At 26.3% G+C, this 26,328-nt stretch carries 27 protein-coding genes; 5 read left to right on the forward strand and 22 right to left on the reverse strand.

What is annotated here, in order from left to right; all coding sequences use genetic code 11:
* Positions 1-26 precede the first annotated feature (26 nt).
* From rsgA to HF862_RS08525, 4 genes are read left to right on the forward strand one after another with little or no spacing between them, the layout of a single operon-like run.
* Positions 27-905 (forward strand): ribosome small subunit-dependent GTPase A, encoded by an 879-nt coding sequence (rsgA, locus tag HF862_RS08510; protein WP_170187466.1) that lies wholly within the window; start codon positions 27-29, stop codon positions 903-905.
* Positions 889-1,524, forward strand: coding sequence for a ribulose-phosphate 3-epimerase (rpe, locus tag HF862_RS08515; protein WP_304205870.1), 636 nt, complete (start codon positions 889-891; stop codon positions 1,522-1,524). Before rsgA ends, rpe begins: the two co-directional genes overlap by 17 nt.
* Positions 1,525-1,533: 9 nt before the next feature.
* Positions 1,534-2,211, forward strand: coding sequence for a MarR family winged helix-turn-helix transcriptional regulator (locus HF862_RS08520; RefSeq protein WP_027129474.1), 678 nt, complete (start codon positions 1,534-1,536; stop codon positions 2,209-2,211).
* The gene (locus HF862_RS08525; RefSeq protein WP_170187445.1) at positions 2,211-3,836 is read left to right on the forward strand and encodes an NFACT family protein; all 1,626 of its coding nucleotides are present in this window, start codon (positions 2,211-2,213) and stop codon (positions 3,834-3,836) included. The genes HF862_RS08520 and HF862_RS08525 overlap by 1 nt, the downstream gene beginning before the upstream one ends.
* 24 nt (positions 3,837-3,860) lie before the next feature.
* Here the strand turns inward: HF862_RS08525 and deoD are convergent, their stop codons facing one another.
* The 16 genes from deoD to HF862_RS08605 all read right to left on the reverse strand — a co-directional run bounded on the left by deoD (position 3,861) and on the right by HF862_RS08605 (position 19,309).
* Entirely contained in the window at positions 3,861-4,574 is a 714-nt protein-coding gene (deoD, locus tag HF862_RS08530; RefSeq protein ID WP_170187446.1) for a purine-nucleoside phosphorylase, read from the reverse strand.
* 9 nt (positions 4,575-4,583) lie between these two features.
* On the reverse strand, positions 4,584-4,982 hold the full coding sequence (gene cdd, locus HF862_RS08535; RefSeq protein WP_170187447.1) for a cytidine deaminase: 399 nt from the start codon (positions 4,980-4,982) through the stop codon (positions 4,584-4,586).
* 8 nt (positions 4,983-4,990) lie between these two features.
* A complete protein-coding gene (gene udp, locus HF862_RS08540; protein WP_170187448.1) occupies positions 4,991-5,764 on the reverse strand; it encodes a uridine phosphorylase in 774 nt (257 codons plus the stop codon).
* A gap of 126 nt (positions 5,765-5,890) precedes the next feature.
* Positions 5,891-6,334, reverse strand: a complete 444-nt coding sequence (smpB, locus tag HF862_RS08545) for an SsrA-binding protein SmpB (RefSeq protein WP_027129479.1) — start codon at positions 6,332-6,334, stop codon at positions 5,891-5,893.
* A gap of 10 nt (positions 6,335-6,344) precedes the next feature.
* Positions 6,345-8,477 (reverse strand): ribonuclease R, encoded by a 2,133-nt coding sequence (gene rnr, locus HF862_RS08550; protein ID WP_170187449.1) that lies wholly within the window; start codon positions 8,475-8,477, stop codon positions 6,345-6,347.
* Between the two features lie 20 nt (positions 8,478-8,497).
* Positions 8,498-9,055, reverse strand: coding sequence for a bis(5'-nucleosyl)-tetraphosphatase (symmetrical) YqeK (gene yqeK, locus HF862_RS08555; protein ID WP_170187450.1), 558 nt, complete (start codon positions 9,053-9,055; stop codon positions 8,498-8,500).
* 37 nt (positions 9,056-9,092) lie between these two features.
* Entirely contained in the window at positions 9,093-9,878 is a 786-nt protein-coding gene (locus tag HF862_RS08560) for a GerMN domain-containing protein (protein ID WP_170187451.1), read from the reverse strand.
* 9 nt (positions 9,879-9,887) lie between these two features.
* Complete coding sequence (locus HF862_RS08565; RefSeq protein WP_206039068.1) at positions 9,888-10,907, reverse strand: N-acetylmuramoyl-L-alanine amidase; 1,020 nt, start codon at positions 10,905-10,907, stop codon at positions 9,888-9,890.
* Between the two features lie 71 nt (positions 10,908-10,978).
* Complete coding sequence (gene yajC, locus HF862_RS08570; RefSeq protein WP_170187452.1) at positions 10,979-11,248, reverse strand: preprotein translocase subunit YajC; 270 nt, start codon at positions 11,246-11,248, stop codon at positions 10,979-10,981.
* A 76-nt stretch (positions 11,249-11,324) separates the two neighbouring features.
* On the reverse strand, positions 11,325-12,467 hold the full coding sequence (dnaJ, locus tag HF862_RS08575; RefSeq protein WP_170187453.1) for a molecular chaperone DnaJ: 1,143 nt from the start codon (positions 12,465-12,467) through the stop codon (positions 11,325-11,327).
* Positions 12,468-12,482: 15 nt separating this feature from the next.
* Complete coding sequence (locus tag HF862_RS08580) at positions 12,483-13,337, reverse strand: aldose 1-epimerase family protein (protein WP_170187454.1); 855 nt, start codon at positions 13,335-13,337, stop codon at positions 12,483-12,485.
* Between the two features lie 75 nt (positions 13,338-13,412).
* Positions 13,413-15,233: a molecular chaperone DnaK gene (gene dnaK, locus HF862_RS08585; RefSeq protein WP_170187455.1), complete on the reverse strand. Its 1,821-nt coding sequence runs from the start codon at positions 15,231-15,233 to the stop codon at positions 13,413-13,415.
* Positions 15,234-15,296: 63 nt separating this feature from the next.
* Positions 15,297-15,899, reverse strand: coding sequence for a nucleotide exchange factor GrpE (gene grpE, locus HF862_RS08590; protein ID WP_170187456.1), 603 nt, complete (start codon positions 15,897-15,899; stop codon positions 15,297-15,299).
* Between the two features lie 11 nt (positions 15,900-15,910).
* On the reverse strand, positions 15,911-16,933 hold the full coding sequence (hrcA, locus tag HF862_RS08595; RefSeq protein ID WP_170187457.1) for a heat-inducible transcriptional repressor HrcA: 1,023 nt from the start codon (positions 16,931-16,933) through the stop codon (positions 15,911-15,913).
* Positions 16,934-17,132: 199 nt separating this feature from the next.
* Complete coding sequence (locus HF862_RS08600; protein ID WP_170187458.1) at positions 17,133-17,933, reverse strand: Cof-type HAD-IIB family hydrolase; 801 nt, start codon at positions 17,931-17,933, stop codon at positions 17,133-17,135.
* Positions 17,933-19,309, reverse strand: a complete 1,377-nt coding sequence (locus HF862_RS08605) for an MATE family efflux transporter (protein WP_170187459.1) — start codon at positions 19,307-19,309, stop codon at positions 17,933-17,935. The genes HF862_RS08600 and HF862_RS08605 overlap by 1 nt, the downstream gene beginning before the upstream one ends.
* Positions 19,310-19,443: 134 nt before the next feature.
* Here HF862_RS08605 and HF862_RS08610 point away from each other — a divergent pair, with 134 nt between their 5' ends.
* On the forward strand, positions 19,444-20,193 hold the full coding sequence (locus HF862_RS08610) for a tRNA1(Val) (adenine(37)-N6)-methyltransferase (protein ID WP_170187460.1): 750 nt from the start codon (positions 19,444-19,446) through the stop codon (positions 20,191-20,193).
* A gap of 51 nt (positions 20,194-20,244) precedes the next feature.
* Here HF862_RS08610 and HF862_RS08615 read toward each other — a convergent pair whose 3' ends face one another.
* The 6 genes from HF862_RS08615 to HF862_RS08645 all read right to left on the reverse strand — a co-directional run bounded on the left by HF862_RS08615 (position 20,245) and on the right by HF862_RS08645 (position 26,125).
* On the reverse strand, positions 20,245-21,051 hold the full coding sequence (locus HF862_RS08615) for a histidinol-phosphatase HisJ family protein (protein WP_170187461.1): 807 nt from the start codon (positions 21,049-21,051) through the stop codon (positions 20,245-20,247).
* A gap of 21 nt (positions 21,052-21,072) precedes the next feature.
* Positions 21,073-22,581 carry a DUF1846 domain-containing protein gene (locus tag HF862_RS08620; protein WP_170187462.1) on the reverse strand — a complete coding sequence of 503 codons (1,509 nt, stop codon included), beginning with the start codon at positions 22,579-22,581 and terminating at the stop codon, positions 21,073-21,075.
* A gap of 142 nt (positions 22,582-22,723) precedes the next feature.
* On the reverse strand, positions 22,724-23,413 hold the full coding sequence (locus HF862_RS08625) for a flavin reductase family protein (RefSeq protein ID WP_170187463.1): 690 nt from the start codon (positions 23,411-23,413) through the stop codon (positions 22,724-22,726).
* Between the two features lie 12 nt (positions 23,414-23,425).
* Positions 23,426-24,889, reverse strand: coding sequence for a hydroxyethylthiazole kinase (thiM, locus tag HF862_RS09955; protein ID WP_206039069.1), 1,464 nt, complete (start codon positions 24,887-24,889; stop codon positions 23,426-23,428).
* The gene (gene thiD, locus HF862_RS08640; RefSeq protein WP_170187464.1) at positions 24,882-25,688 is read right to left on the reverse strand and encodes a bifunctional hydroxymethylpyrimidine kinase/phosphomethylpyrimidine kinase; all 807 of its coding nucleotides are present in this window, start codon (positions 25,686-25,688) and stop codon (positions 24,882-24,884) included. Before thiD ends, thiM begins: the two co-directional genes overlap by 8 nt.
* A 50-nt stretch (positions 25,689-25,738) precedes the next feature.
* The gene (locus tag HF862_RS08645) at positions 25,739-26,125 is read right to left on the reverse strand and encodes a (deoxy)nucleoside triphosphate pyrophosphohydrolase (RefSeq protein WP_170187465.1); all 387 of its coding nucleotides are present in this window, start codon (positions 26,123-26,125) and stop codon (positions 25,739-25,741) included.
* Positions 26,126-26,328 lie beyond the last annotated feature (203 nt).

The following is a 26,328-nucleotide window of genomic DNA, read 5'->3' on the forward strand; positions in this document are numbered from 1 at the left end:
GGGATGATATTATTAAAGGGAAGGTTATAAATAAAATACAAGGATTTTATTATGTAAAATCTGAAGAAAATATTTATGAATGTAAATTAAGAGGAATTTTAAAAAGAAAAGAGAAAAAAGAAAATTGTGTTGTAGGTGATGTTGTAGAAATTTCAGAAGATAATTCTATTATAGAAGTTTATCCTAGAAAAAATATGATAAATAGACCTTTGGTTTCTAATATAGATTATCTTGTTATTCAATTTGCTGGAAAAGACCCAGAAGTTGATTTAGATAGGTTAAATACTTTATTACTTAATAGTATCTACTATAAAATAAATCCAATTGTAATTATTAATAAAATAGACTTGCTTACAGAGGAAGAAATTACAAACTTAAAAGAAAGATTAAAATTTTTAAATTCAGTGGACATTCCTCTATTTTTTGTTTCTACTTATAAAAATATAGGAGTTGAAAAAGTCAAAAGTTTTATAAAAGATAAAACTGTAGCATTTGGTGGTCCTAGTGGTGTCGGAAAATCTAGCATCTTAAATATGTTACAAAATGAAGAAAATTTAATAGTAGGAGAAACAAGCAAAAAATTAAAAGCTGGTAAACATACTACTAGAGATTCAAAACTTATTCCTTCCATTTGTGGAGGATACGTTATAGATACTCCAGGATTTTCATCTATAGATTTACCACCTATAAAAGATTTTACAGAACTTATCTCTCTTTTTAAAGAATTTAATTTTGAAGATGGAGAATATTGTAAATTTTTAGATTGCCATCACATTAGTGAACCTGGATGTCTAATAAAAGAAAAAGTTGAAGAGGGAAAAATTTTTAAAGAAAGATATAATTTTTATAAAAAAGTCTATGAAAAATTAAAAAACGAAAGGTGGAATAATTATGAAAGATATTAAAATAGCACCATCTATTTTGTCAGCAGACTTTAGTAGATTAGGTGAAGAAGTTATTAGCATAGATAAAGCTGGAGCTGATTGGATTCATATAGATGTAATGGATGGTATTTTTGTACCAAATATCACTTTTGGACCTCCTGTAATAAAAGCTATAAGAAACAAAACTAAATTATTATTTGATGTTCATTTAATGATAACACAACCAGAAAGATATATTGAAGCTTTTGTAAAAGCTGGAGCTGATTTAATAGTAGTTCATGCTGAATCTACAATACATTTACACAGAGTTATCCAACAAATAAAATCTTATGGAATTAAAGCTGGAATTTCCTTAAATCCATCTACATCTCCTGAAGTTTTAAGATATATCATAAATGATATAGACTTAGTTTTGGTCATGAGTGTAAATCCAGGATTTGGAGGACAAAGTTTTATAGAAAGTTCGGTTGAAAAAATAAAAGAAATTAGAAAAATGAGTGAAACTGTTGATATTGAAGTTGATGGTGGAATAAATGATAAAACTATAAAAAAATGTATTGAAGCAGGGGCTAATATTTTTGTAGCTGGTTCTTATGTTTTTGGTGGAAATTATGAAGAAAGAATTAAAAGTTTAAAATAGGGAGGGAAAATGGCTAAATATATTGAAGAATTAAATGATATTTTTGAAAAATTTTATAAGCTTTTTTATGAATCAGAAGACATGGCATTAAAAAATGGAATAAAATGTCTTACTCATACTGAACTTCACATAATAGAGGCTATAGGTGAAGATTCTCTTACTATGAATGAACTTGCTGATAGACTGGCTATAACTATGGGAACTGCAACTGTTGCTATTACAAAATTAGGAGAAAAAGGATTTGTTTCAAGAGTTCGTTCTAACACAGATAGAAGAAAAGTTTATGTTTCTTTATCTAAAAAAGGGATGCAAGCTTTAAATTATCACAATAATTATCACAAAACTATAGTTTCTTCTATAATTGAAAAACTAGATGAAGATGAAGTAAAAGTTTTCTTAGGAACTTTTAAAAAACTTCTTAAAAGTTTAAAAAATAAATCTGAATTATTAAAACCTTTGCCTATAACAGATTTTCCTATAAATACTAAAGTTTCTGTTGTTGAAATAAAAGGAACTCCTATTATTCAAGATTATTTTATGGACAGAGGAGTTGGACATTATTGTACATTAGAAGTTTTAGAGGGAAAAGATTCTAATAATGTAGCTCTTAAGAAAGATGACGGAACTATCTTAGAAGTTAATATATTAGATGCTAAAAATATTATTGTTGTTAAGGTAGAAGATTAATGTTTTATTTAGATGGAATATCTCTTTCTAAAATAAAAATAGAGCTAGAAGAAAATTTAACAAGTAAAAAAATTGGGAAGATTTTTCAAAATTCTTCCCTTTCTTTAACATTACACTTTGGAAAAAAAGCTCTATTTTTTTCTTGTAATCCGTCATTACCTATTTGTTATATAAATGAAGACAAAGAAGAAAATTTTTTAGAAGAAAACTCTAGTTTTTTATTATTAATTAGAAAATATTTAATAAATTCAGCTCTAATTAAAATTGAACAACTAGGATTTGATAGAATATTAAAATTCTCATTTTCAAAAATAAATGAACTTGGAGAAATACAAAATAATTTCTTATATTTTGAAATAATGGGTAAATATTCTAATGTAATTTTAACTGATAAAGATAATAAGATAATCTCTGTATTAAAGAAAAAATCTTTGGAAGAAAATTCTCTAAGAACTCTATTTAATGGAGAAGTTTACACACAACCTATTGTAACGAAAAAAATAAATCCTCTTTATATAACTGAAAAAGAATTTGAAAAATACTTAGAAGAAAATAATATTGTTGAAAATATTGAAGGAATTGGAAAATTATTAAAAAATCAAATAAATTCTTTTGAAGATTTAACTAAATTTTTAAAGGATAATATTTCTCCTAAAATATATTTCAAAAACGATACTCCTATTTTAGCCACTGTATTAAATATTATTCCAAAAGATTTTGATAAGGAAATTCCATTTTCTACATATGTTGAAATGATTAATAATTATATAAAATTAAAATCATTATCAAACTCTTTTACTTTATTAAAAAATAGATTATTTTCTGTATTGGATAAAGAGGAAAAAAAATCTTTAAAAATATTAAAAAATATTAAAAAAGATATTGAAATAATGAAAGAACATGAAAAATATAAAAATTTAGGGGATATTTTAGCTTCTGTATTATATTCTATAAAAAAAGGAGATACAAAAGTAAAAGCCTATGATTTCTACAATAATTGTGAAATTACTATTGACATAGACCCCTTACTTTCTCCTCAATCAAATCTTTCTAAAATTTATAAAAAATCTTCTAAAATGAAAAGAGGTTTAGAAATCTCAAAAGAAAGATTAGTTGAATTTTCAAATAAGTTAACATATATTGATAGTGTTAGAACTTTTATAGAAAAAAGTAAAAATATTGAAGAATTAAAAAATATTGAAAAAGAATTGATAGAAGAAAAATATATTATTGAGAAAAATAATAAAAAAAATAAAAAGAAAACTATTGAAGTTCCTTATGGTACTATTAATTTAGATAATAAAATTTTATATTTTGGAAGAAATAATAAGGAAAATGATTATTTAACTTTTAAATTTGCTAGAAAAGATGATATGTGGTTTCATATAAAAGATATGCCTGGTTCTCATTTTATAGTAAAAAAAGAAGATTTTGTCAATGATGAAGAGTTTATAAAAAAAGTTGCTGAATATTCAGCTTATTATTCAAAAGCTAATAGTGGAGAAAAAGTAGTAGTTGATTATACTGAAAAGAAAAATCTAAATAAACCTAAGGGTGCTCCATTAGGTTTTGTAACTTATAATATTTGGGATTCTATAACAGTAATTACTCCAGAAAAAATTTAAGGTGGGATAAACCCACCTTATTTTTTAATCACAAAATGTTTCCAAAGCTATTTTCATCATATTTGTAAAAGATAATTGTCTTTCTTCTGCTGTTGTAGCTTTTTTTGAAGTAAAACTATCTGATATTGTTAAAAGACAGGCAGCTTTTTTTCCTAAAACTTTTGCATTATGGAAAAGAGCAAAACTCTCCATCTCTACAGCTTCACAACCTTTATCTTCAAATATTTTTTTATAATATCCCTCTTCAGCATCTCTATAAAAAACATCACTAGAATGAATTTTTGATAAATGAATAGGAATATTTAATTTTTTAGCTGTTTCTTTTATTTTATTATTTAATTCTTCATCTGGATAAGTTTCATCTTTTTCATATCCATTTTGAGTTTTAGCAAAAGAAGATTCACTCCAAGCACTTTCTACCAATACAATATCAAAAATATTTAATGTATCTACATAAGCTCCAGCTGAACCAATTCTTAAAATATTTTCAACACCATATTGAGAAAAAAGTTCATAAGAGTATATTCCTATTGATGGCATTCCCATTCCAGAGCCCATAACAGTAATATCCTTTCCTTTATATTTTCCTGTATAAGCAAACATATTTCTAACTGAATTTACTAATTTTACATCTTCCAAAAAAGTTTCAGCTATAAATTTAGCTCTTAAAGGGTCTCCAGGCATTAAAACATTTTTTGTAATTTCTCCAACATTAGCACTATTATGTGGTGTACTCATATATCCTCCTTATAAACTTTCATCTGTAAATGAAAAAGGTAATAATTCTTCGATATTTGTTATTTTTAATTTGTCTTCAGTAACTAATACTATAGGAGTATCTTTTTCTAATAATTCAACCATAACTTGTCTACAGGCTCCACAAGGAGTTATTAAATTTTTTCCACTTCCTACAATACAAATTGACTCTATATCTTTTTTTCTATATCCCATAGAATAAGCTTGAAATATAGCATTTCTTTCGGCACAATTTGTTAAACCATAAGAGGCATTTTCTACATTAGCTCCTAAAAAATATTTATTATCTTTTGTTTTTACACAAGCTCCCACAAAAAAATTTGAATATGGAGCATAGGCATTTTTTTGAACTTCATAAGCTTTTTCTATAATATCCCTATATTTTTCCATATAAACCCCTATTTCTTTTTATCTTCTTTTATTAAATTTCTTATAGCTTCTATAGTAATTTTTACAACTTCATCTGTGTCATGAACAACTGGATTATCAAGTCCTAATTTTTCTCTTTCTTGATTTGCCATAACTAAAAAAGAAGCTCCCACTCTAACTTTTCTATAACTTCCTACTATAAAAAGAGAAGCTGATTCCATTTCAGAAGCAAGGCAACCTAATCTTATCCAAGCTTCCCATTTATTATTTAATTCATAACTTACTGGTTTTATATCTGGACTATGTTGGCCATAAAAAGAATCTTTAGATTGTATAACTCCCACATGATATTTTTTTCCTAAAGTTTCTGAAGCTTTTATTAGAGAATTAACTATATCTATATTAGCTACTGCTGGAAATTCTATTGGGGCATATTCTCTAGTTGTTCCCTCCATACGAATAGAGGCTGTAGCAATAACTATATCTCCTCCTACTATTTCTTTTTGCATTCCTCCACAAGTTCCAACTCTTAAAAAAGTATCGGCTCCACAATTTACTAGTTCCTCCAAAGCTATAGAAGCTGATGGTCCACCAATTCCTGTAGAAGTTACACTTACTTTTTCTCCATCTAAATATCCTGTGTATGTTACAAATTCTCTTACATCTGCTATTAATTTTGGATTATCTAAATATTTTGCAATTTTTTCACATCTTTTTGGGTCCCCTGGTAAAATTACATATTTACCAACATCTCCCTCTTTTAATCCTATATGATATTGTAATCCATTTTCAGAATATTTCATATAATTCACCTCTTTTTTATAGGAAATTTTCTTTGTTTATATTTATTTGACGAAAAAAAATAAAAAAAAGATAATATAAAAAGAGGCTATTGTAAATATTATAAAATACAATAACCTCTTAAAAAATTAATATCTTTCTTTCATTGCTCTATCAATATCTCTTTTTTGGTCTTTTTTAGCTATACTTTCTCTTTTATCGTAAGTTTTCTTTCCTCTAGCAAGAGCAATATCTACTTTTACATATCCTTTTGAAAGATGTACATTCAATGGAACAATAGTATAACCTTTTTGACTTACTTTTTCATGTAATTTTTTTATCTCTTTTTTATGAAGAAGTAATTTTCTTACTCTTTTTTCTTCAGGATTATATACACTTCCATATTCCCAAGGAACAATAGACATTCCCATTATAAAAACTTCTCCATTAATAATTCTTACAAAAGATTCTTTTATACTAACTTTTCCAGCCTTAGCTGATTTTACCTCACTACCTACTAATTCAATACCAGCCTCTATTTTATCTTCTACAAAATAATCAAAATAGGCTTTTTTATTATTTGCAAGTATCATTTTTCACCTCTTATTTTCTTTTTACAGAAAAATTTTCTTCATTATATGGAGCTACTTCTATCTCCAATTCTCCCATATCAACTCTTACAATTATAACTTCTAATTTATCTCCTAAATTATATTTATTTCCTGTATCTGTATCTACCATAACATAATTTTTTTCATCAAATTCATAATAATGAGGAGAATTTGTAACATCCCACATACATTCTACTAATTCCTCTGTTTCTATAAATACTTTTCTATTACTTATTCCTATAATAGTTCCCTTAAATACATCACCTATTTTATCAAGCATGTATTCTACTATTTTTATTTTTTTACTTTCATCTTCTACTTTCATCGCATCTCTTTCTGTTTTAGAAATAGCTGTACAAATAGTTGGAAGATTTTTTTCTAATTTTTCAAGATATTTTTTCTTAGGATATCCAAATAAAGTTTCTCCCAAAATTCTGTGAATCATTAAATCTGCATATCTTCTAATAGGTGATGTAAAATGTGTATAATAACTTGAAGCTAATCCAAAGTGTCCAATATTTTCTGGTGTATATCTAGCTTGTTTTAAAGCCATCAATATCATTTTATGAACTATCATACTTATTCCTTTAGCTTGAGAATCTTCAATTATAGATTGAAACTTCTTAGGATGTACTCCCTCAGACCCAAACATAACTTTATAACCAAATTTTCCTAAAACATCATTTAACCCATGTATTCTTTCTCCATCTGGTTTCTCATGGGTTCTATAAATACTTGGTACTTCTAACCAAAATAATTTTTCCGCAACAGCTTCATTTGCTTCTATCATAAAATCTTCTATAATTTTTTCAGCTTCCCCTCTATCTCTTTTTTCTAAATGGTCAACTGTTAAATTATCTTTTAATATTACTTTTATTTCTGGTAAATCAAAATCTATACTTCCTCTATTATATTTTATATTTCTTATAATTTTAGAAAGTTCTAACATCATAAACAACATATCTTTTATAGAGGCATATTTTTTACAAAGTTCCTCATCATTTTCTAAAATTTTATTTACATCTGTATAAGTCATACGATAAGCTGTTCTAATAACTGATTTATAAGTTTGAACATCTTTTACTTTTCCTAAAGAATCAATTTCAAGTTCACAAGTAAAAGTTAGTTTATCTTCATTAGGATTTAATGAACAAATTCCATTTGAAAGTTCACGAGGAAGCATTGGTAAAACTCTATCTACTAAATAAACTGAGTTCCCTCTTCTCAAAGCTTCTTTATCCATAGCTGAACCTTCTTTTACATAATAACTTACATCAGCTATACTAACAATTAATCTATAATTTCCATTTTCTTTTTTCTCTACATATACAGCATCATCTAAATCTTTAGCATCAGCACCATCTATAGTGATTATTGATAAATTTCTTAAATCTTTTCTTGTAGCTATTTCATCTTTGTGTATCTCTTGAGGAACAGCTCTAGCCTCTCTCATAACTTCTTCTGGAAAATCTTCTTTCAAATTTTCTCTTTTTAGTAAAGCTTCCATCATAACTTTACTATCTAAAGGATTTCCTAAAGCTTCTATTATTTTTCCCTCTGGCTTTCTTTCTCTATCTCCAAAGAAATCTATCTTAACAACAACTAACTCTCCATCTCTAGCCATACCTAAAAATCTTTTAGGAATATATATATCTTTACCAAAAGAGTGAGTAGGAGTTACAAAACCAAAACCTTTTTGTTTTTGTAAAATTCCAATAACTGTGTCATTAGTTCTTTTTATAATTTTATAAACTTCCCCCTCTTTTTTCTCAGTTCTAACACTATCTTTGGTAATTTTTACCAAAACTATATCTCCATTTAATGCTCCATTAAATCCAGATTTTGGTATGAAAATCCCCTCTTTTTCAGTATCAACAAAGGCAAATTTATTTCTTATAACACTAAATTCTCCACAAACCATTCCTATATTTTCAGGAATATTATATTTTCCTTTATTATTTTTTACAAGCTCTCCTAACTCTATCCAAGAGTCTAATATCTCTTTATTTCTTTTTTTCATTTTTGAGGACCAAGATAAAAGTTTATATATTTCATCTATTCCTATGGATTTTTTATTTTCAGTCAAATGTTTTTTTAGTATTTCTAAATCTTTTTTTATATCCATTTTTCCTCCTTATTTTATAATCATTTTTTAGAAATCAAATCTTCTAATGTTTCTATAGTATTTTTATGAATAACTCCACCTTTTCCTTTTAAATATTCTAATTTTCTTGAAATTTCCATAATAATACCATCATTTAAATTTCTAAAAGTCTCTTTTCTAATCTCATCTACATTTGGATAATCTCTTCCATATTCTATGGCATCTCCAATATAAATAATTTTTTCAAGTAGTGACATATTCTTTCTTCCAATAGTATGATATTTTATACTATTTAAAATATCTTCATCTTCTATTCCAAACTCTTTTTTTACAACAACAGAAGCTGCTAATCCATGAAAAATCTCATTTAAATTTTCATATCCTTTAATTTCTTTCATATCTTTACAAATTTCTTTTAAAGTTTCTATATTTTCTTTTTTTAAATAATCATGTAAAATAGCAGCTATTCTAGTTTTTTTCTCATCACATCCATATTTTTTAGCAAGTTCTACACATATTTTTTCAACACCTAGTGTATGTTCATATCTTTTAGGTGGTAATTTTTCTTTTACCATTTCTCTTAGATTATCTATATCCATATTTTCTCCTTGATAAAAAAGGGAGTTTTTAGCTCCCTTATATATCTTTTCTATATTTGAATTTTCCTTTCAGATTAGAATATTTCACTTTATCAACATCTATTCCATTAATTAAAATTTTTACTTCTTCAACAGAATCTAAATTAGTTAGAGTATTAACAAAAGAATAAATCAATAAAAGTTCTTCCTTTGGATTTTTTACATTTGAAAATATTTTTTCAGGTAAATCCAAATAAAGTGTACTATCTACTCTATAATAAAAAACTTCTGTTTTTTCATTTATATTAGGAATTAATTTTAAGTTTTTTAATTTTTCTATATTTTTATATAAAGTTTCCTTTATAATATCATTTTCCATTATAGGCTTAACAGTTTCTATCTCTTCACTTACTAACTGTCCATTGTCAGGATAAAAAACATATAATTTTTGTTTCTCAACCACCTTCGTAATATCTTTTCTTTCAAAAACAGTCTTAGGAAGCCCCTCATTTAATGAATTAAAATATAAATATCCTGATAAAAGAGTAATTCCCCACAAAATTCCAACTATTTTTATAGTCCCATTTTTTTCTTTAGAAAAGAATTTTTTTATATTTCCTAAAACTAATTCTACATATTCTTTTACTACTTCTTTTTTATTATTTTTCTCTTGTTTCTCTTTTTTTTCAAATTTATATTTTAAATTTTCTTTTTTGCTTTCTTCTGCTTTTTTATTATCCATCACTTCATCATATAATTTTATATTTTCATCTTGTCCTGAAAAAATTCTTAAATTTACTTCTTTTTCTTCGGTTTCTTTATCATTTTTTACAAATTTTATCATCAAACTCTCCTAATAAAAATAATCTCTAACATGTTCAGCTATTTTTTTAGCCATAATTTTTTGTTGACTTTTAGAAGTTATAATTTTATGGTCTTTAGACCCTTTTATAAATCCAACCTCTATTAAAACACCTGGACAATTAATACCTCTTAAAACAGCAAAGTTCGCTCCATGAGTTTTTCTATCTCTCATTCCCATCTTTTTAGCTAAACCTGTATTTAATCTGTCAGCAAAAGGAATTGTTTTTTCTTGATTCTTATTATAGGCTATTTCTCCAGCAATTTGTACTATAGAACTTGTATTTTCACCATATTTTTCACCAAAACTATTTTCATATCTAGCTATACTTGCAGCATAAGGAGTAGACTTTTTAGAAAAATAAAATATTTCTATTCCATTAGCACTTGTATCTTTTGAAGAGTTAGCATGAATACTTATAAACAAATCAGCCCCTATTCCATTAGCTACATTACTTCTATTTCTTAAAGATATAAATTCATCACTATCTCTAGTCATAACCACATTAAAATCTCTTTTTAATTCATCTCTTAAATATTTTCCAATACTCAAAACAATATCTTTTTCTTTAATATTTTTATATCCAAGAGCTCCAGAATCTTTTCCTCCATGACCAGGGTCAATTACTACAGTATATTGTTTATTTTGAGCACTATTAGATAAATCTACCACTACACGATTTGGATTTTTTCTTAAAGTTACTCTATGAAAAACATTCTTTTTTAATTTTAAGAAAAAGCCATGAGAATTCACATATCTATAATCTGATATACTTTCTAAATATTTTGAAAGATTATTTCTTACTCCTTTATTATAAATAGGTACTTCATTTCCTATTTCTAAAAAAAGAAGTCTATTATAATCATCATATTCACTATGATAAACAGGGGTTGTTTCATCTAAATCAAAAACAACTTGTGGAGGATAAGTATTAAATCTTACATTTTTTACAGTTGAAGAAAAACAAACTGAAAATAAAATCAAAAACATTAAAAATACTTTTTTTATCATTAAACCACCATAAGTAAGATTTTTTTAACAAAAAAACGACAATTAAGTTTAATTGTCGTTTCTCATTCAAATTACTCTAAAATTCCAGCAACAGCTGATTTTCTAATAGTCATATGAACACCTTTATCTATTCTTACTACGACAAAAGCTTCTTCTACACTAGATATTACACCTTTTATTCCACCTACAGTAACTATAGTATCACCAGCTTTTAAACCATCTAACATTTGTTGTTGTTTCTTTTGTTTTTTCTTATTTGGTAAAACCATAAATACATAAATAATAACTATCCATAAAGCAATCATTATTAATGTACCATATTTAGCAAATATTGCGTTCATTTATTACCCTCCCTATTTTATAGTTTCTTCTTTTAGTATATCACAGGAAGTGATTTTTTTCAATAAACTCTTTATTTTATTTAAATAAATCCTTAAATCTTTCTATAAAACTTTTATTCATTTTATAATTTTTTTCTTTTAGACTTTCATCAAACTTTTTAAGAAGCTCTATTTGAGTATCATTTAAGTTTGTTGGAACTTCAATTACAATTTTTACAATTTGGTCTCCAACATATGACCTAGGATTATTTATTCCTTCTCCTCTTAACTTAAATAATTTTCCATTTTGAGTTCCAGCAGGGATTTTTATAGATTTTTTTCCATTTAATGTAGGAATTTCTACTTCTCCACCTAAAGCTGCCTTAGCATAAGTTATTGGAACTTCACATATAATGTTTTCTTCATCTCTTACAAAGAAATCATGTTCTTTAACATGGAAGAAAATATATAAATCTCCATTTTCTCCACCTTCAGAACTTGCATCTCCCATTCCTTGTATTCTTAATCTTTGCCCATCATGTATTCCTACAGGAATTTTTATAGTTTTCTTAATAGTTTCTCTTTCTAATCCTGTACCACCACATTTTTTACATTTTGTTTCTGGAATTTGTCCTTTACCTCTACACTTATCACATTCCTCAACACTTTTAAAACTTCCTAATAATGTTCTTTGAATTTTTTCAATTCTACCTTTTCCACCACATTTATCACAAGTTTTCATTTTACTTCCAGGTTCAGCACCTGTTCCATTACAAGCAGAGCATTTTCCTCTTCTTGTATATTTTATTTCTTTTTCTCCACCTTTGGCTACTTCTTCTAAAGTGATAGTTACATCTACTCTTAAATCTTCACCTGGTTCTGGTCCTCTTCTTTGAGAACCTCCACCAAATCCACTTCCTCCAAAGAAAGATGAAAAAATATCTTCAAATCCACTACCAGAGAATCCTTCAAATCCTCCATAACCTCCACCAGCTCCATTTTCAAAAGCTGCATGTCCAAATCTATCATACTTAGACCTTTTATCTGTATCTGATAAAACTTGATAAGCTTCATTAAGTTCTTTGAATTTTTCTTCAGCTTCTTTTTTTTCTGTTTCAGTTGCATTACTAAATCTATCAGGATGATATTTCATTGCTAATTTTCTATAAGCTTTTTTAATCTCAGCTTCAGAAGCAGTTTTTTCTACGCCTAAAAGATCATAATAATCTTTTTTTGCCATTTTATCCTCCAATTATTAAATAACTTTTATTTTTATTTTTCTTTGATATACTTGTTCTTTTTCTAATTTTTCTATTCCAATTTTATCTTCTAATTTCCCATTAGAATTTACATAATCAGTTATTCCATCCCAAGGTTCAAAGCAAATAAATCCAGAACCTGGTACATTCCAAAAGGCAATATATTTAAAACCTTCATAATCAAATTCTAATTTCTTATCACTATTTAAAGATTTTAAAAATATTTTTTTTGAATTTGTTTTTTCTAAAATAACAGCATCTTTTTCAAAAGTTTTTTCATCAAATTTAAAGATTTTTCCTTTAAATAATTCTTGAGTCTTTTCTCCTAAAAAACCATTTTCTATTATTTTTGATGCTCCTATTTCATCTTTTTCAAATTCTACAAAATTATTATTTTTTTCAAATAAATTAAAAGCAGGATGTGCTCCTAAAGAGAAATACATATCCCCATTTGTTAAATTTTCTACCTTATATTCAAACACCAATTCATTTTCACAAATAGAATATTTAAGATATAAGTTAAAATCAAAAGGATATATTTTTTTTGTTTCTTCATTTGACGAAAATAAAAATTCTATAAAATTTTCTCCTTGTTTATTAACTATAAATTCATTATCTCTAGCAAAACCATGTCTTGTTTTTATTTGATATTCTTTACCATCATATGAATATTTTTCATTTTTTATTGTTCCTACAAAAGGAAATAATATTGGTGATGATTTTGCCCAAAATTTTGTATCTTTTTGCCAAATATATTCAAAATTATTTTTTTTGTTAAAAAGACTTGTAAGTTCAGCACCTTTACTATTAATAACAACCTTTAGATTGGAATTTTCTATTATATAATCCATTTTCACTCACCTTATAATCTAAAAACTGGGAATAGAGAACAAGCTCCATTCCCAGAGAAATGTAATCTATTTTAATTAGTCAACTATTTCAGCATCCTCTACATCATCTGCTTTTTTATTGTTTCCACCTTGTTGTTGTCCAGCATTAGCTTGTTGTGCTTGTTGAGCTTCTCTATAAATTTCTTCAGCTAATTTTTGAGCCGCTTTTGATAATTTTTCCATAGCATCTTCTATTACTTTTTTATCTTCAGAATCTTTTACTTTTTTAAGTTCTTCTAAAGCTTCTTCTATAGCTTTTTTCTCAGCTTCACTTACTTTTGATGAGTGTTCTTTTAATGTATTTTCAGTAGAAGCAATTAACATATCAGCTTTATTTCTTGTTTCTATTAATTCTCTGAATTTTTTATCTTCAGCTTCATTAGCCTCAGCTTCTTTTTTCATTCTTTCAATATCATCATTTGATAAGTTATTTGAACCAGAAATTGTTATTGTATTTTCTTTCCCTGTTCCTAAATCTTTAGCAGATACATGTACAATTCCGTTAGCATCTATATCAAATGTAACTTCAATTTGTGGTATTCCTCTTGGTGCTGCTGGAATTCCTTCTAAATTAAATTCTCCTAATTTATGGTTATCAGCAGCTTTTGCTCTTTCTCCTTGTAATACATTAATTGTAACTGCTGGTTGATTATCTACTGCTGTAGAGAATACTTGAGATTTTTTAACAGGAATAGTTGTATTTTTCTCTATAATTCTTGTACAAACTCCTCCTAAAGTTTCAATTCCTAATGATAATGGAGTTACATCAAGTAATAATACATCTTTAACGTCTCCCATTAAAACTCCACCTTGAATAGCTGCTCCTGCTGCAACAACTTCATCAGGGTTTATTCCTTTATTAGGTTTTTTACCAAAGTATGCTTCTACCCATTCTTGTACAGCTATCATTCTTGTAGAACCACCAACTAATAATACTTCATCTATTTCAGCTGGAGATAATCCTGCATCTGATAAAGCTGTTCTTGTAGGTCCTTGAGTTGCTTCTACTAAATCTTTTGTTAAAGCATCAAATTTAGCTCTTGTTAATTTCATTTCTAAGTGTTTTGGTCCTGTTTGGTCCATAGTGATAAATGGTAAAGAGATTTGAGCTTCCATCATAGATGATAATTCTTTTTTAGCTTTTTCAGCAGCATCTTTTAATCTTTGATATGCCATTTTATCATTTAATAAATCAATTCCTTGTTCTTTTTTAAATTCTTCAGCTAACCATTTAATGATTCTTTCGTCAAAATCATCTCCTCCTAAATGATTATTTCCTGCTGTTGATAATACTTCTATAACTCCATCAGAAATTTCAAGAATAGATACGTCAAAAGTTCCTCCTCCTAAGTCAAATACTAGAACTTTTTCTTCTTTTTTCTTGTCAAGTCCATAAGCTAAAGCTGCTGCTGTAGGTTCGTTAATTATTCTTTTTACTTCTAATCCAGCTATTGCACCAGCATCTTTTGTAGCTTGTCTTTGGGCATCTGTAAAGTAAGCTGGAACTGTAATTACAGCTTCTTTAATTTCTTCTCCTAAATAAGCTTCAGCATCTTTTTTTAATTTTCTTAAAGTCATAGCTGAAATTTCTTGTGGTGTATATTCTTTTCCGTTAACTGTTACTTTATAATCAGAACCCATATGAGTTTTAATAGATGAAATTGTAGAATTTGGATTTGTTATAGCTTGTCTTTTTGCTATTTCTCCTACTACTATTTCTCCGTTATCTTTAATATTTACAACTGATGGTGTTGTTCTAGCTCCTTCAGCGTTTGTAATTATATTTGCTGAACCACCTTCCATTATTGCTACACATGAGTTTGTTGTTCCTAAGTCAATACCAATTACTTTAGACATTTTGTATTCCTCCTTAAATATTCCTAAAAATATTATATAAAAATTTTACTTTATTTACTTTAATTATTTTTTACATACTTTAACCATTGATGGTCTTATAACTTTTCCTTTTAACTTATATCCTTTTTGGAATTCAGCTATAATAAAATTATCTTGAAAATCTTCACTTGCTTCTACCATTACAGCCATGTGTTCCTCTGGATTAAATTCTTTTCCTTCTGTTTCTATTGTTTCTAATCCTTCAGATTTTAAAACTTCTTTAAATTGATTTAGTGTTAATTCAACACCTTTAACTAATCCTTCAAAATCATTTGTTTGTCTTGAAGTTTCTTCTGCTCTAGTTAGATTATCTATTCCATCTAATAATTTTGTTATTATTTTTTCAGAAGCAAATTTTCTAAGCTCATCCATCTCTCTTTCTTTTCTTTTGGTAAAGTTTTGAAAATCAGCTTGTTTTCTTAAATAAGATTGTTTCCAATCCTCTACTTCTGCTTTTAATTTTCCAATTTCTTCTTGAATAGCTTCTATTTCATTTAATTCTTCTTTTGTTTCTTCAGTTTTTTCTTCTGAACATTGACAATTTTCTTCACCACATTGACATTGGCAAGTTTCATTTGTTTCTTTTTCTAATTCATGGATAGAATCTTTTTTTAATTCTTCTGACATTACTATCTCCTTTATTTTTTCTTATTTCCAATTAGTTTTTCTTTATTTATATTTTTTTCAACTTCTTTACTAATATAATCTATAAGTCCCATAGTTTTTGAATAAGGCATTCTTTTTGGACCAATAACTCCTATAACTCCTTTTGAATCACCTTTTTTATATACAGAATATACAAAACTAAAGTCCTCTAAACCTTTTATTGGTAAGTCATCTCCTAAAATAACATTTACTTTTCCTTCTATATATTCATTAGAATTTACAATACTTTCAAAAATATTTCTAACTTCTTGTTTTTCATTAAAAATTTCAAGCACATCTAATATTTCATTTACATTTTTATTTTTAAATATGCTAGGAGAATTACTTAAATATAATTTTCCTTCTATATCTTTATAAATTTCCCTTTCAATATCATTATAGGCTTCAAAATTTTCTTTGATTAAATCTACTATTTCATGACTTTTTATCTTATGAGTTTTAATATTTCTATTAATTCTATCTGATAAAATCGCTAATTTTTCTTGTGTAATTCCAGTTTGTAATTTTATTTTTTTAGTAGATACATTTAAATCTTCAGTAACAATTATAGCTAAGATAAGATAATCATCAATATGAATTAACTCAACTTTTTTTATATTTTCTTTTCTATGGTCAGGTTCTATTACTACTGAAGCATAAGAAGTTAATTTTGATAATAAAGAAGATGTTTCTTTTAAAATATTATCTAAAGCATTCATCTTTTGGTCGTATTCATTATTTATTCTTTTCTTTTCTTCAATTGATAATTTTTCAACTTCCAAAAGTTCATTTAAATAATATTTATAACCTAAATCTGTCGGAATTCTTCCTGATGAAGAATGTGTTTTTTCAATAAATCCAGCATCCTCCAAATCAGACATAACATTTCTGATTGTTGCTGAAGATAATTCTATATTATATTTTTTCACAAGAGTTCTTGAACCGATTGTTTCTCCAAATGTAAGATAATAATCAATAATCGCATTAAGAACTAGTTTTTCCCTTTCACTCAGCATCTAATCACCTTCCTAAGTATTAGCACTCATTATTCAGGAGTGCTAACTAACAAATTCATAATATCATTTTTAAATATTTTTGTCAATAGTTTTTAAAATATTTTTTATTTTGAAAAATTTTGTGATTAGATAAAAATAAATAAATTTTTTTTATAAAAAAACTACTACATTAAGTAATGTAATAGTTTTCTAAATAAAATTATTTTTCATTAAAATATTCTTCTAAAAATTTTGCAACTCCATCATCATTATTAGAATTTTTTGTCACATAAGTACAAATTTCTTTTAACTCTTCTATAGAATCTTTCATAGCCACATTTATTCCCACTACTTGTAACATCTCTTTATCATTTTCAGCATCACCAAAGGCTATGCATTGGTTTATATCTATATTTTTCAATTCTAATATTCTTTTTAAAGCTTTTCCCTTATTAATATCCTTATTTAAAATTTCTAAATATAGAGGTTGAGTAAAAGTAATGTATGAATCTTTTCCTATTAAACTCTCTAATTCTTTTTTATAATTTTCTAATATTTCAGTTTTTCCTATTAAAACACCTTTAGTGATATTATTTTTAGGAAAAGTTTTTATATCCATTTTTGTAGGAATCAAACCTGAATTTTTTTTATAAATTTGTACACTTTCACTATCTAAATCATTAGCATACCATTTTTCATCCATAAAAATATTTAAATTTAATTTTTTTTCTTCAATATATTCAAATAATTTTATAGCTATATTTTCAGGTAATAATTTATTTTCTAAAATCTCTCCTGAAACTGTGTCTATTATTTTTCCACCATTATAACAAATTGCTGTCATTGGTATTCCAAGTCTATCTATTATTTTTGTAGTAGAAGCATAAGGTCTCCCTGTAACAATTAAAATTTCTATTCCTTTTTTATAAAGTTTTCTTAATATATTAACACTTCTATCTGTAACTTCTTTTTTATCATTTAACAATGTTCCATCTAAATCTAAAGCAATAGCTTTTATCATTATTCCACCTCACAAATATTAGCTTTGCATCTTTCTCTCATTTTTATAAGATTTTTTATTTTAAATCTATAGCAAATAAACAATGTTATAGCTTCTAAATTCCATTGTAGTACTGTTATCCACCAGAAATAAGTTATTGGTTTTCTATTTAGATACAAGAAATAATACATAAGAGGAAGTCTTATTAACCAATTACAGACAAAACTTACTTTAAATGGAGTTTTAGAATCTCCCATCCCTTTAAAAGCTCCAGAAAAAGTCATTCCTAATGAAGTACCTATTTGTTGAAAACAACCTATTTGTAAACAAAGAGCCCCTAATTTTATTACTTCTATTTCATCACTTTTTATAAATAATTTTATTATATCTTTTGAAAAAAAGAAAAATATAATTCCAAAAGTTCCCATTATAATCCCTGATAAAATTGCTGTAGTATTTATATATTTTTTGGCTTTTACAAAATCTCCATCTCCAACACAATACCCTGTTAAAGCTGTACAAGCTAAAGAAAATCCCCAACCAGGCATAAAACTTATGCTTTCTATGGTAACTGAAATTTGATTTGCTGAAAAGGCTAAACTTCCTAAAGACATAACTATAACAACACCCATTAATTTTCCAATACTAAAAGAACCTTCTTGTAAAGAAGCTGGTATAGAAAATCTAAGAATTTCTTTAAGAATTTTTTTATCCACTTTTGAGAAAAATTTTAATTTTATAGGAAGTTTTTTTAATCTAAAAAATAAGAAAGTAAAACATGATATTCCAGCAGTAGAAGTAGCTATAGCTGCTCCTTTTACTCCTAATTCTGGTAAACCAAACTTTCCATAAATTAATAAATAATCAAGAACTAAATTTACACAATTTACTATCATAGCTCCATAAAGAGGAGTTCTTGTATCCTTACATCCTCTATATATTCCACTAAATAGATTTCCTAACATAGTAAAAAACATTCCAACTGAACAAATTCTTATATAAGAACTTGCCATTCCTATTATTTCTTTTTCAGCTCCTAAAAAATTTAAAATATTTCTTGCAAAAATAAAATATGTAGAAGAAACTGTTAAAGCTATAATAAATCCTATATTAAACCCTTGATTAGCAAACTTTATAGTTTTTTTCTCATCTTTAGCTCCAAGACCTCTAGCTATAATAGAAGTCATAGATACTGACAGTCCCATCCCTATAAGAGTATTCATTACAGTATACATAATTTCTGATGAAAATCCTACAGCTGCTACTGAATATTTCCCTCCATAATGTCCCACCATCATAGTATCAAATACCCAAACCAACATATAAAGTATCATCTCTCCAACAGCTGGAAGAGCCAACTTTAAAATTTCTTTTACATATCTTAAATAATCTTTCACTTTTATCCCCTCAATAATATAATTATCATAAAATTATAACATGAAAAAATAAATAAATCTATAAGTTATAAATTTATTTTCTTTAATTTTTATGCTATAATATTTTGAACTTATATAAAATTATAGGAGGAAAAATGTTGTTGCATGAAAATGAAGTTATTAATAATCTTCTAAATAAAAATCTAAAAATTATTCAAAGAAATGACTATTTCAATTTTTCTTTAGATTCTCTTTTAATCTCAAATTTTATTTCTCTAGGAAAGGGAGTTAATAAAGTTGTTGATTTAGGTACAGGTAATGGAGCTATTCCTCTTTTTCTTTCTGAAAGAACTAAAGCTAAAATAAAGGGGCTTGAGATTCAAGAAGTTTCAGCAAATCTTGCTAAAAGAAATGTTCAATTAAATAATTTAGAAGAACAAATTGAGATTATTAATGATGATATGAAAAATTGGAAAAAATATTTTAATCATGGTTCTCAAGATGCTGTTATAACAAATCCTCCATTTTTTAAATTTAATGGAAATCCTGAATTTTTAAATGACCTTGACCAACTTACTTTTGCTCGTCATGAAATAACTATAACTTTAGAAGAAATTATACAAATTGCCTCTTGCTTACTTAAAGATAAAGGATATTTTACTATGGTCCATAGACCAGATAGAATGTTAGAAATTTTAGATTTAATGAGAAAATATGGAATTTCTCCAAAAAAACTTAGATTTTGTCATACAAAATTAGATAAACAAGCTAAGATTTTATTAATAGAAGGAATAAAATTTGGAAAAGATTCTATGACAATATTACCTCCTTTAGTTGCTCATGATGAAGATGGGAATTATTCTCAAGAAGTTCTAAAAATGTTTGAACCAATTAATAATAAATAATAAAAAAACTGCTGTAAACTATTTTATTTTTAGTTTACAACAGTTTATTTTTTATCTTATTTTTATAAAACTAGGATTCATTTTTTCAAATGATGTTATATATTTTACATCTAATTTTTCTAACATTTCATAGGCTATTTTAAAATCTTTTGTAATATACTCTTTTTGATGTGAGTCAGAACCTATTGTTAATATCTCTCCACCTAATTCAAAATATCTTTTTAAAATTGGAAAATCTGGATAAACTCTATCTTCTCCATATCTAAATCCTGAGGTATTAATCTCTATCCCTTTTCCTCTAGAAATAATCTCTTTTAATATTTCATCTATAACTTCCATATGTTTTCCTATATCCATTCCTCTAAACTTAGGTCCACCATATCTTGTTATAAAGTCTATATGCCCATAAACACAATAGTTTTGAAATTTTTTTACATTCTCTAAAACAGTTTTAAAATAAAATTCTTGCATTTCATCTCTAGTTTTTCCAGCTTGTAGTATTCCAAAAGCTAAGTCAATACTGTTTATTCCATGTGTCGAAGCTATTACAAAATCTAAAGGATATTTGGATATTTTTTCGTTATAAAAATCTAAAGTATGTGGTTGTATTCCAGCTTCTATACCAAATTTTATTTTTATTTTATCTTTATATATCTCTTTTAATTTTAAAATTTCTTTTGCATATTCATCTAAATTAATATTCCAAGCACTACTCAAATCTTCCATTCCATGTTCTAAATGGTCTGTTATTGCTATCTCTTCCAATCCTAATTCTGTAGATTTTTCTATAATTTTTATTAAATCTTCATTTGAATCTCCTGAAAATCTACTATGAATATGATAATCACTATAAAACATTTTTTCTCCTAATTTTATTTTTTATAATTCATTATAATATAAGTTTTCTGTTGGGAAAACCATATCACAAGTAACATCAATACCTAATTTTCTTAAAAGTTGTTCATCTACTTTTCCTAGAATTATTGTAGAATGGGCTTGAGAACCTTTTAAGTTATTTAATTGGTCTATTGCTTTTTTAGCTCTCTCATCTGTCACAGCACAAATACTTAAAGCAATTAAAACTTCTTCACAATTAAGAGTTGGCTTTTTACTTCCAAAGTTCTTAATTTTTAAATTCATTATAGGCTCTAAAGTTTCTTGAGATAATAAATGAACTTCATCTTCTAAGCCAGCTAAATGTTTTATAGAATTTAATAGAGCTGAAGCTGCTGCACACATAGTTGTAGAACCTTTTCCTGTAATTATTGTACCATCATCTAATTGGATAGCCACAGCTGAAGAACTAGCTTCTTTATCTATTTTTTTAATTTTTTCAAGACGTTTTCTAGCTGCTACTAAAACTTCTCTATCCTCTTCTTTTAATTGTAATCCTTCCATTATCATTCTAGCTCTTTGGAAAGTTTCTTGGTCAATATATCCTTTTTTATATTCACAACCAGCATTTAAATATCTTCTTATAATTTCTTGTTCAGAAGCTTTTCTTACTACTTCATCATCGATTATTCCATATCCTACTCTATTAACTCCCATATCTGTTGGAGATTTATATTCAGATGGATTTCCTGTTATTCTTTCAATTATTCTTTTTAAAACAGGAAATGCTTCAATATCTCTATTATAGTTTACAGCAGTAAGTCCATAACTTTCTAAGTGGAATGGGTCTATCATATTTACATCTTTTAAATCAACAGTTGCTGCTTCATAAGCTATGTTTAAAGGATGTTTTAAAGGTACATTCCAAACAGGGAAAGTTTCAAATTTTGAATATCCTGCTTTTATTCCTTTTTTTCCTTCATGATATAATTGATTTAAACAAGTAGCTAATTTTCCACTTCCAGGTCCTGGAGCTGTAACAACTACTATTGGTTTAGTTGTTTCTATATAAGGATTTTTCCCATATCCTTCCTCACTAACTATCGTATCTACATCTGTAGGATAACCTTTTGTTGTTCTGTGTTTATAAACTTTTATTCCTCTATGTTCTAATTTATTTATAAATACTTTTGTAGCTGGTTGGTCTTCAAATCTTGTAATAACAACACTATTAACTTCTAATTCATAATCTCTTAAATCATCTATTAACTTTAGCACATCCATATCGTAAGTGATACCAAAGTCTCCTCTTATTTTATTTCTTTCAATATCACCAGCATAAACACATATAATAACTTCTACTTTTTCTTTTAATCTCTGTAATAATTTAATTTTAGCATTTTCATCAAACCCAGGTAAAACTCTTTTTGCATGTAAATCGAAGAAAAGTTTTCCTCCAAATTCCAAATATAACTTATCATAATTATTAACTCTCTCTAGTATAAATTTAGATTGTTCCTCAAGGTATTTATTATGATCAAATCCTATTTTCATAAATGCCTCCTAATTAATAAATTTTTAACAACTATCTATTCTACCATATTTTCAAAAAAATTCCAAAATATATTTTTATTTTATTAAAATTTTTACTTTATTTTTCTATAAAAAATAAAATATCTTTATATCTAATCAAAAATTATTTATTTGAAGCATTTTTCTTTTTTATTCTATTCCCATACTTTCTTTTTTTAGATTTTTCATCTATTTTATTTGAAATAGAAACATCTCTTTTATTTTTCATTCCTTTTTTTATTTTTGTTTTTTCTTTCATTACAGAAAATCCAAAAGTTCCTAAAACTTTTTTAGACATTGGAAAATATTCTCCATGACAATAATTAATAAGTTCTGCATTTTCAAAATGAATTTTTCCATTTTCATCTAATAAATTTTCATCAACATGCGAACCTACTACTTCAGCTAAAAATAAATCATGAGTTCCTAATGAAATTATATCTTTTACTTTACATTCAATATTAATTGGACACTCTTCAATATATGAACAATCAACATTATCACTAGGTATCATAGTAAATCCCATCTCTTTAATTTTGTCATTTGTTCTTCCTGAACGAACTCCACAAAAATCTACTTTTTCTGTAAGTTTTTTTGGTGGTAAGTTAACGGTAAATACCATAGTTTCTTTTATATACTCATAAGATAATCTTTCTGGTCTTATTGATATTGAAAGCATGGGAGGTTTTGTACAAACTGTCCCTGTCCATGCTACTGTAAAAACATTTTCTTTTCCTTCTGAATTTTTACTACTAATCAATACTACTGGTACAGGATTTAAAATAACACTCCCTTTAAAACCAATTTTTTTCATACTTCTCCTTTATTAAAAATTCTCTAAAATAATTTTTTCATTTTCTATAAATTTTTCTTTAGTCATATTATAAATATTATCTAAAATCTTAACTTTTAAAGTTCCATTTCCTTCAGTTTTATCAAGAGATTTTTCTGAAAGTTCTCCAGCTATTCCCATTAAACTTACTCCTAATGTCGCTCCCAACATATAATCTTTATTAGTTCCACAAGCACAACCTATAAGAGAAGCTGTCATACATCCTGTTCCTGTTACCTTACCTAATATATGAGTTCCATTTTTTATAATAGCTATTCTTTTTCCATCACTTATAATGTCATCTTTTCCTGTTATAGCTATAACTGTATCTAATTTTAAGGCCAACTCTTTAGCCATTTCATCAGCATTTTCTAATATTTCTATAGAGTCAACTCCTCTATTACTCATATTTTTTAATCCAGCTATAGATTTTATCTCTGCTAAATTTCCTTTTATTACAGAAAATTTTACATTTTTTAATAAATTATCTATTAACTCTTTTCTAGCTTTAGAAGCTCCAACTCCAACAGGATCCAAAACTACAGGCACTCCTAATTTATTGGCTATTTCTCCTGCTTTTACTACTATATTACACATTTGTTTATCCATTGTTCCTATATTTATCACTAAAGCTGAAGTAAAAGATAAAATCTCTTCTAATTCCTCTTCACAAAATGACATTAATGGAGAACCACCCATAGATAAAGTTATATTAGCACAATCATTTATTGTAACAGTATTTGTTATATGATACACTAACGGTTGTTTTTCTCTTATCTCTTTTATTATATTTCCTATTTGCTCTTTTTTCATTTTTCTTTCTCCTAAATTACTATCCACATATTTTTTTAAATTTTTAGTTGCTTCTTTTATATTTTCTTTTCCTAAAATTTCAGAAATAACAGCAACTCCATTTATTCCAGTTTTCATTACTGAAATAATATTATCCATATGTATTCCACCAATAGCTACATTAGGAATATTTATACTTTCTACTATATTTTTTAATTTTTCAAGTCCTAATGGTTCATTAATATCTTTTTTACTTCCTGTATAAAAAATAGTCCCTATTCCTAAATAATCTGCTCCATCTCTTTGAGCTTTTAAAGCTTCTTCTATATTCCCAACAGATACTCCTATTATTTTATCCGGTCCTAAAATTTCTCTAGCTTTTTTTAATTCCTCATCTTTTTGTCCTATATGTACTCCTGCTGCATCTACTGATTTAGCTACTTTTACATTATCATTTATAATTAACGGAATAGTGTATTTATCAGTTATTTTTTTTAATCTTTTAGCAATTTCTAAAAATTCTTCATCTGATATATATTTTTCTCTTAATTGTACAACAGTAGCTCCTCCAAGAATACTTTCTTCAACAGCTTTATATAAATCTCTACCTTTTAATATATCTCTATCTGTTACTAAATAAACAGAATAATCTATATTTTTATTCATAATTCATACCAGCCTTTTTATATAAATCAATAAAATGCCCAACTGGTCCTACTCCATGTCCAATAGAAAAAGAATTTTTTATAGCTTCAGTTATATAATCTTTTCCTTGACGAACTGCTTCTTCTACTGAATTTCCTTTAGCTATAAGAGAGGCTATAGAGGATGAAAGTGTACAACCTGTTCCATGAGTATTTATTGTATCTATTCTCACTCCAGGGAATTTTACTATTTCTCCATTTTCAAGTAATAATATATCTGTACAATTATCTTCTCTATGTCCACCTTTTACTAAAACGTTTTTAGCTCCAAGAGTTTGAATTTTTTTAGCTGCCTTTACCATTTCTTCTTCATTTTTTATTTCCATATCAGCTAATATTTCAGCCTCAGGAATATTAGGTGTTACTAAAGTTCCTAAAGCAACAAATTTCTTTAAAGCTTCAATAGCTTCATCTTTTAATAATTTATATTTACTTTTTGAAACCATAACAGGGTCTATAACAATATTTTTTACGTCATATTGTTTTAACATTTTTGTAATACTTTCTATTATTTCTATACTAGAAAGCATTCCAATTTTTACAGCATCCACTCTTATGTCTTCAAATATAACTTCTATTTGTTTTTCTATAATCTCTTTTGAAATTTCCTGAACTCCAAATACACCATTTGTGTTTTGGGCTGTTACAGCAGTAATAACACTCATTCCATAAACTCCTAAAGCACTCATTGCTTTTAAATCAGCTTGTATTCCGGCTCCTCCACAAGTATCAGAACCAGCAATTGTTAAAACATGTTTCATATAAACCTCCATTAATTATTTAAGATATTTTTTATAATTTATAATGAATACTACAATAAATATTTTTCTATAATTTCTATATCAGCTGGAGCCCAAACTAAAGATTTTAGATTTTCTCTTTTAAGCCATATTAGTGCTGAATGTTCTTTTAATTCTATTTTAGATAATAATTTACATTTTATAGCAATTATATTTACAGTCCCTCTTTCATATTTATGATAAGCATTTCCTATAATCTTTAATGGCTCTATATCACAATCTAACTCTTCTTTTATTTCTCTCACAATTCCTTGAAAATAACTCTCACCTTTTTCCAATTTTCCTCCTGGAAATTCCCAATTATTTCCTAAAATTTTATTTTCAGGTCTTAAAGTACATAAAATTTCATTTTTTTCATTTTCTATTATGGCAGCTACAACATCAATAATTTTTTCCATTCTTCCTCTCTTTTTCATTAAAAGATACAGATAGTTTAAATATCCAAAATATTATATCACTTAAAAATAATTGTATCAATAAAAAACTACATACCCATTATAAATGAGTATGTAGTCATTTTTACATTCTTTTATTAAATTATACTAATTTTTTTAATTCAGTTGCTACAAATTCTACATGTGGTCCTACTATTACTTGTACT

Origin of the sequence: Fusobacterium sp. FSA-380-WT-3A (assembly GCF_012843705.1) — a bacterium.
Taxonomy (GTDB): Bacteria; Fusobacteriota; Fusobacteriia; order Fusobacteriales; family Fusobacteriaceae; genus Fusobacterium_B.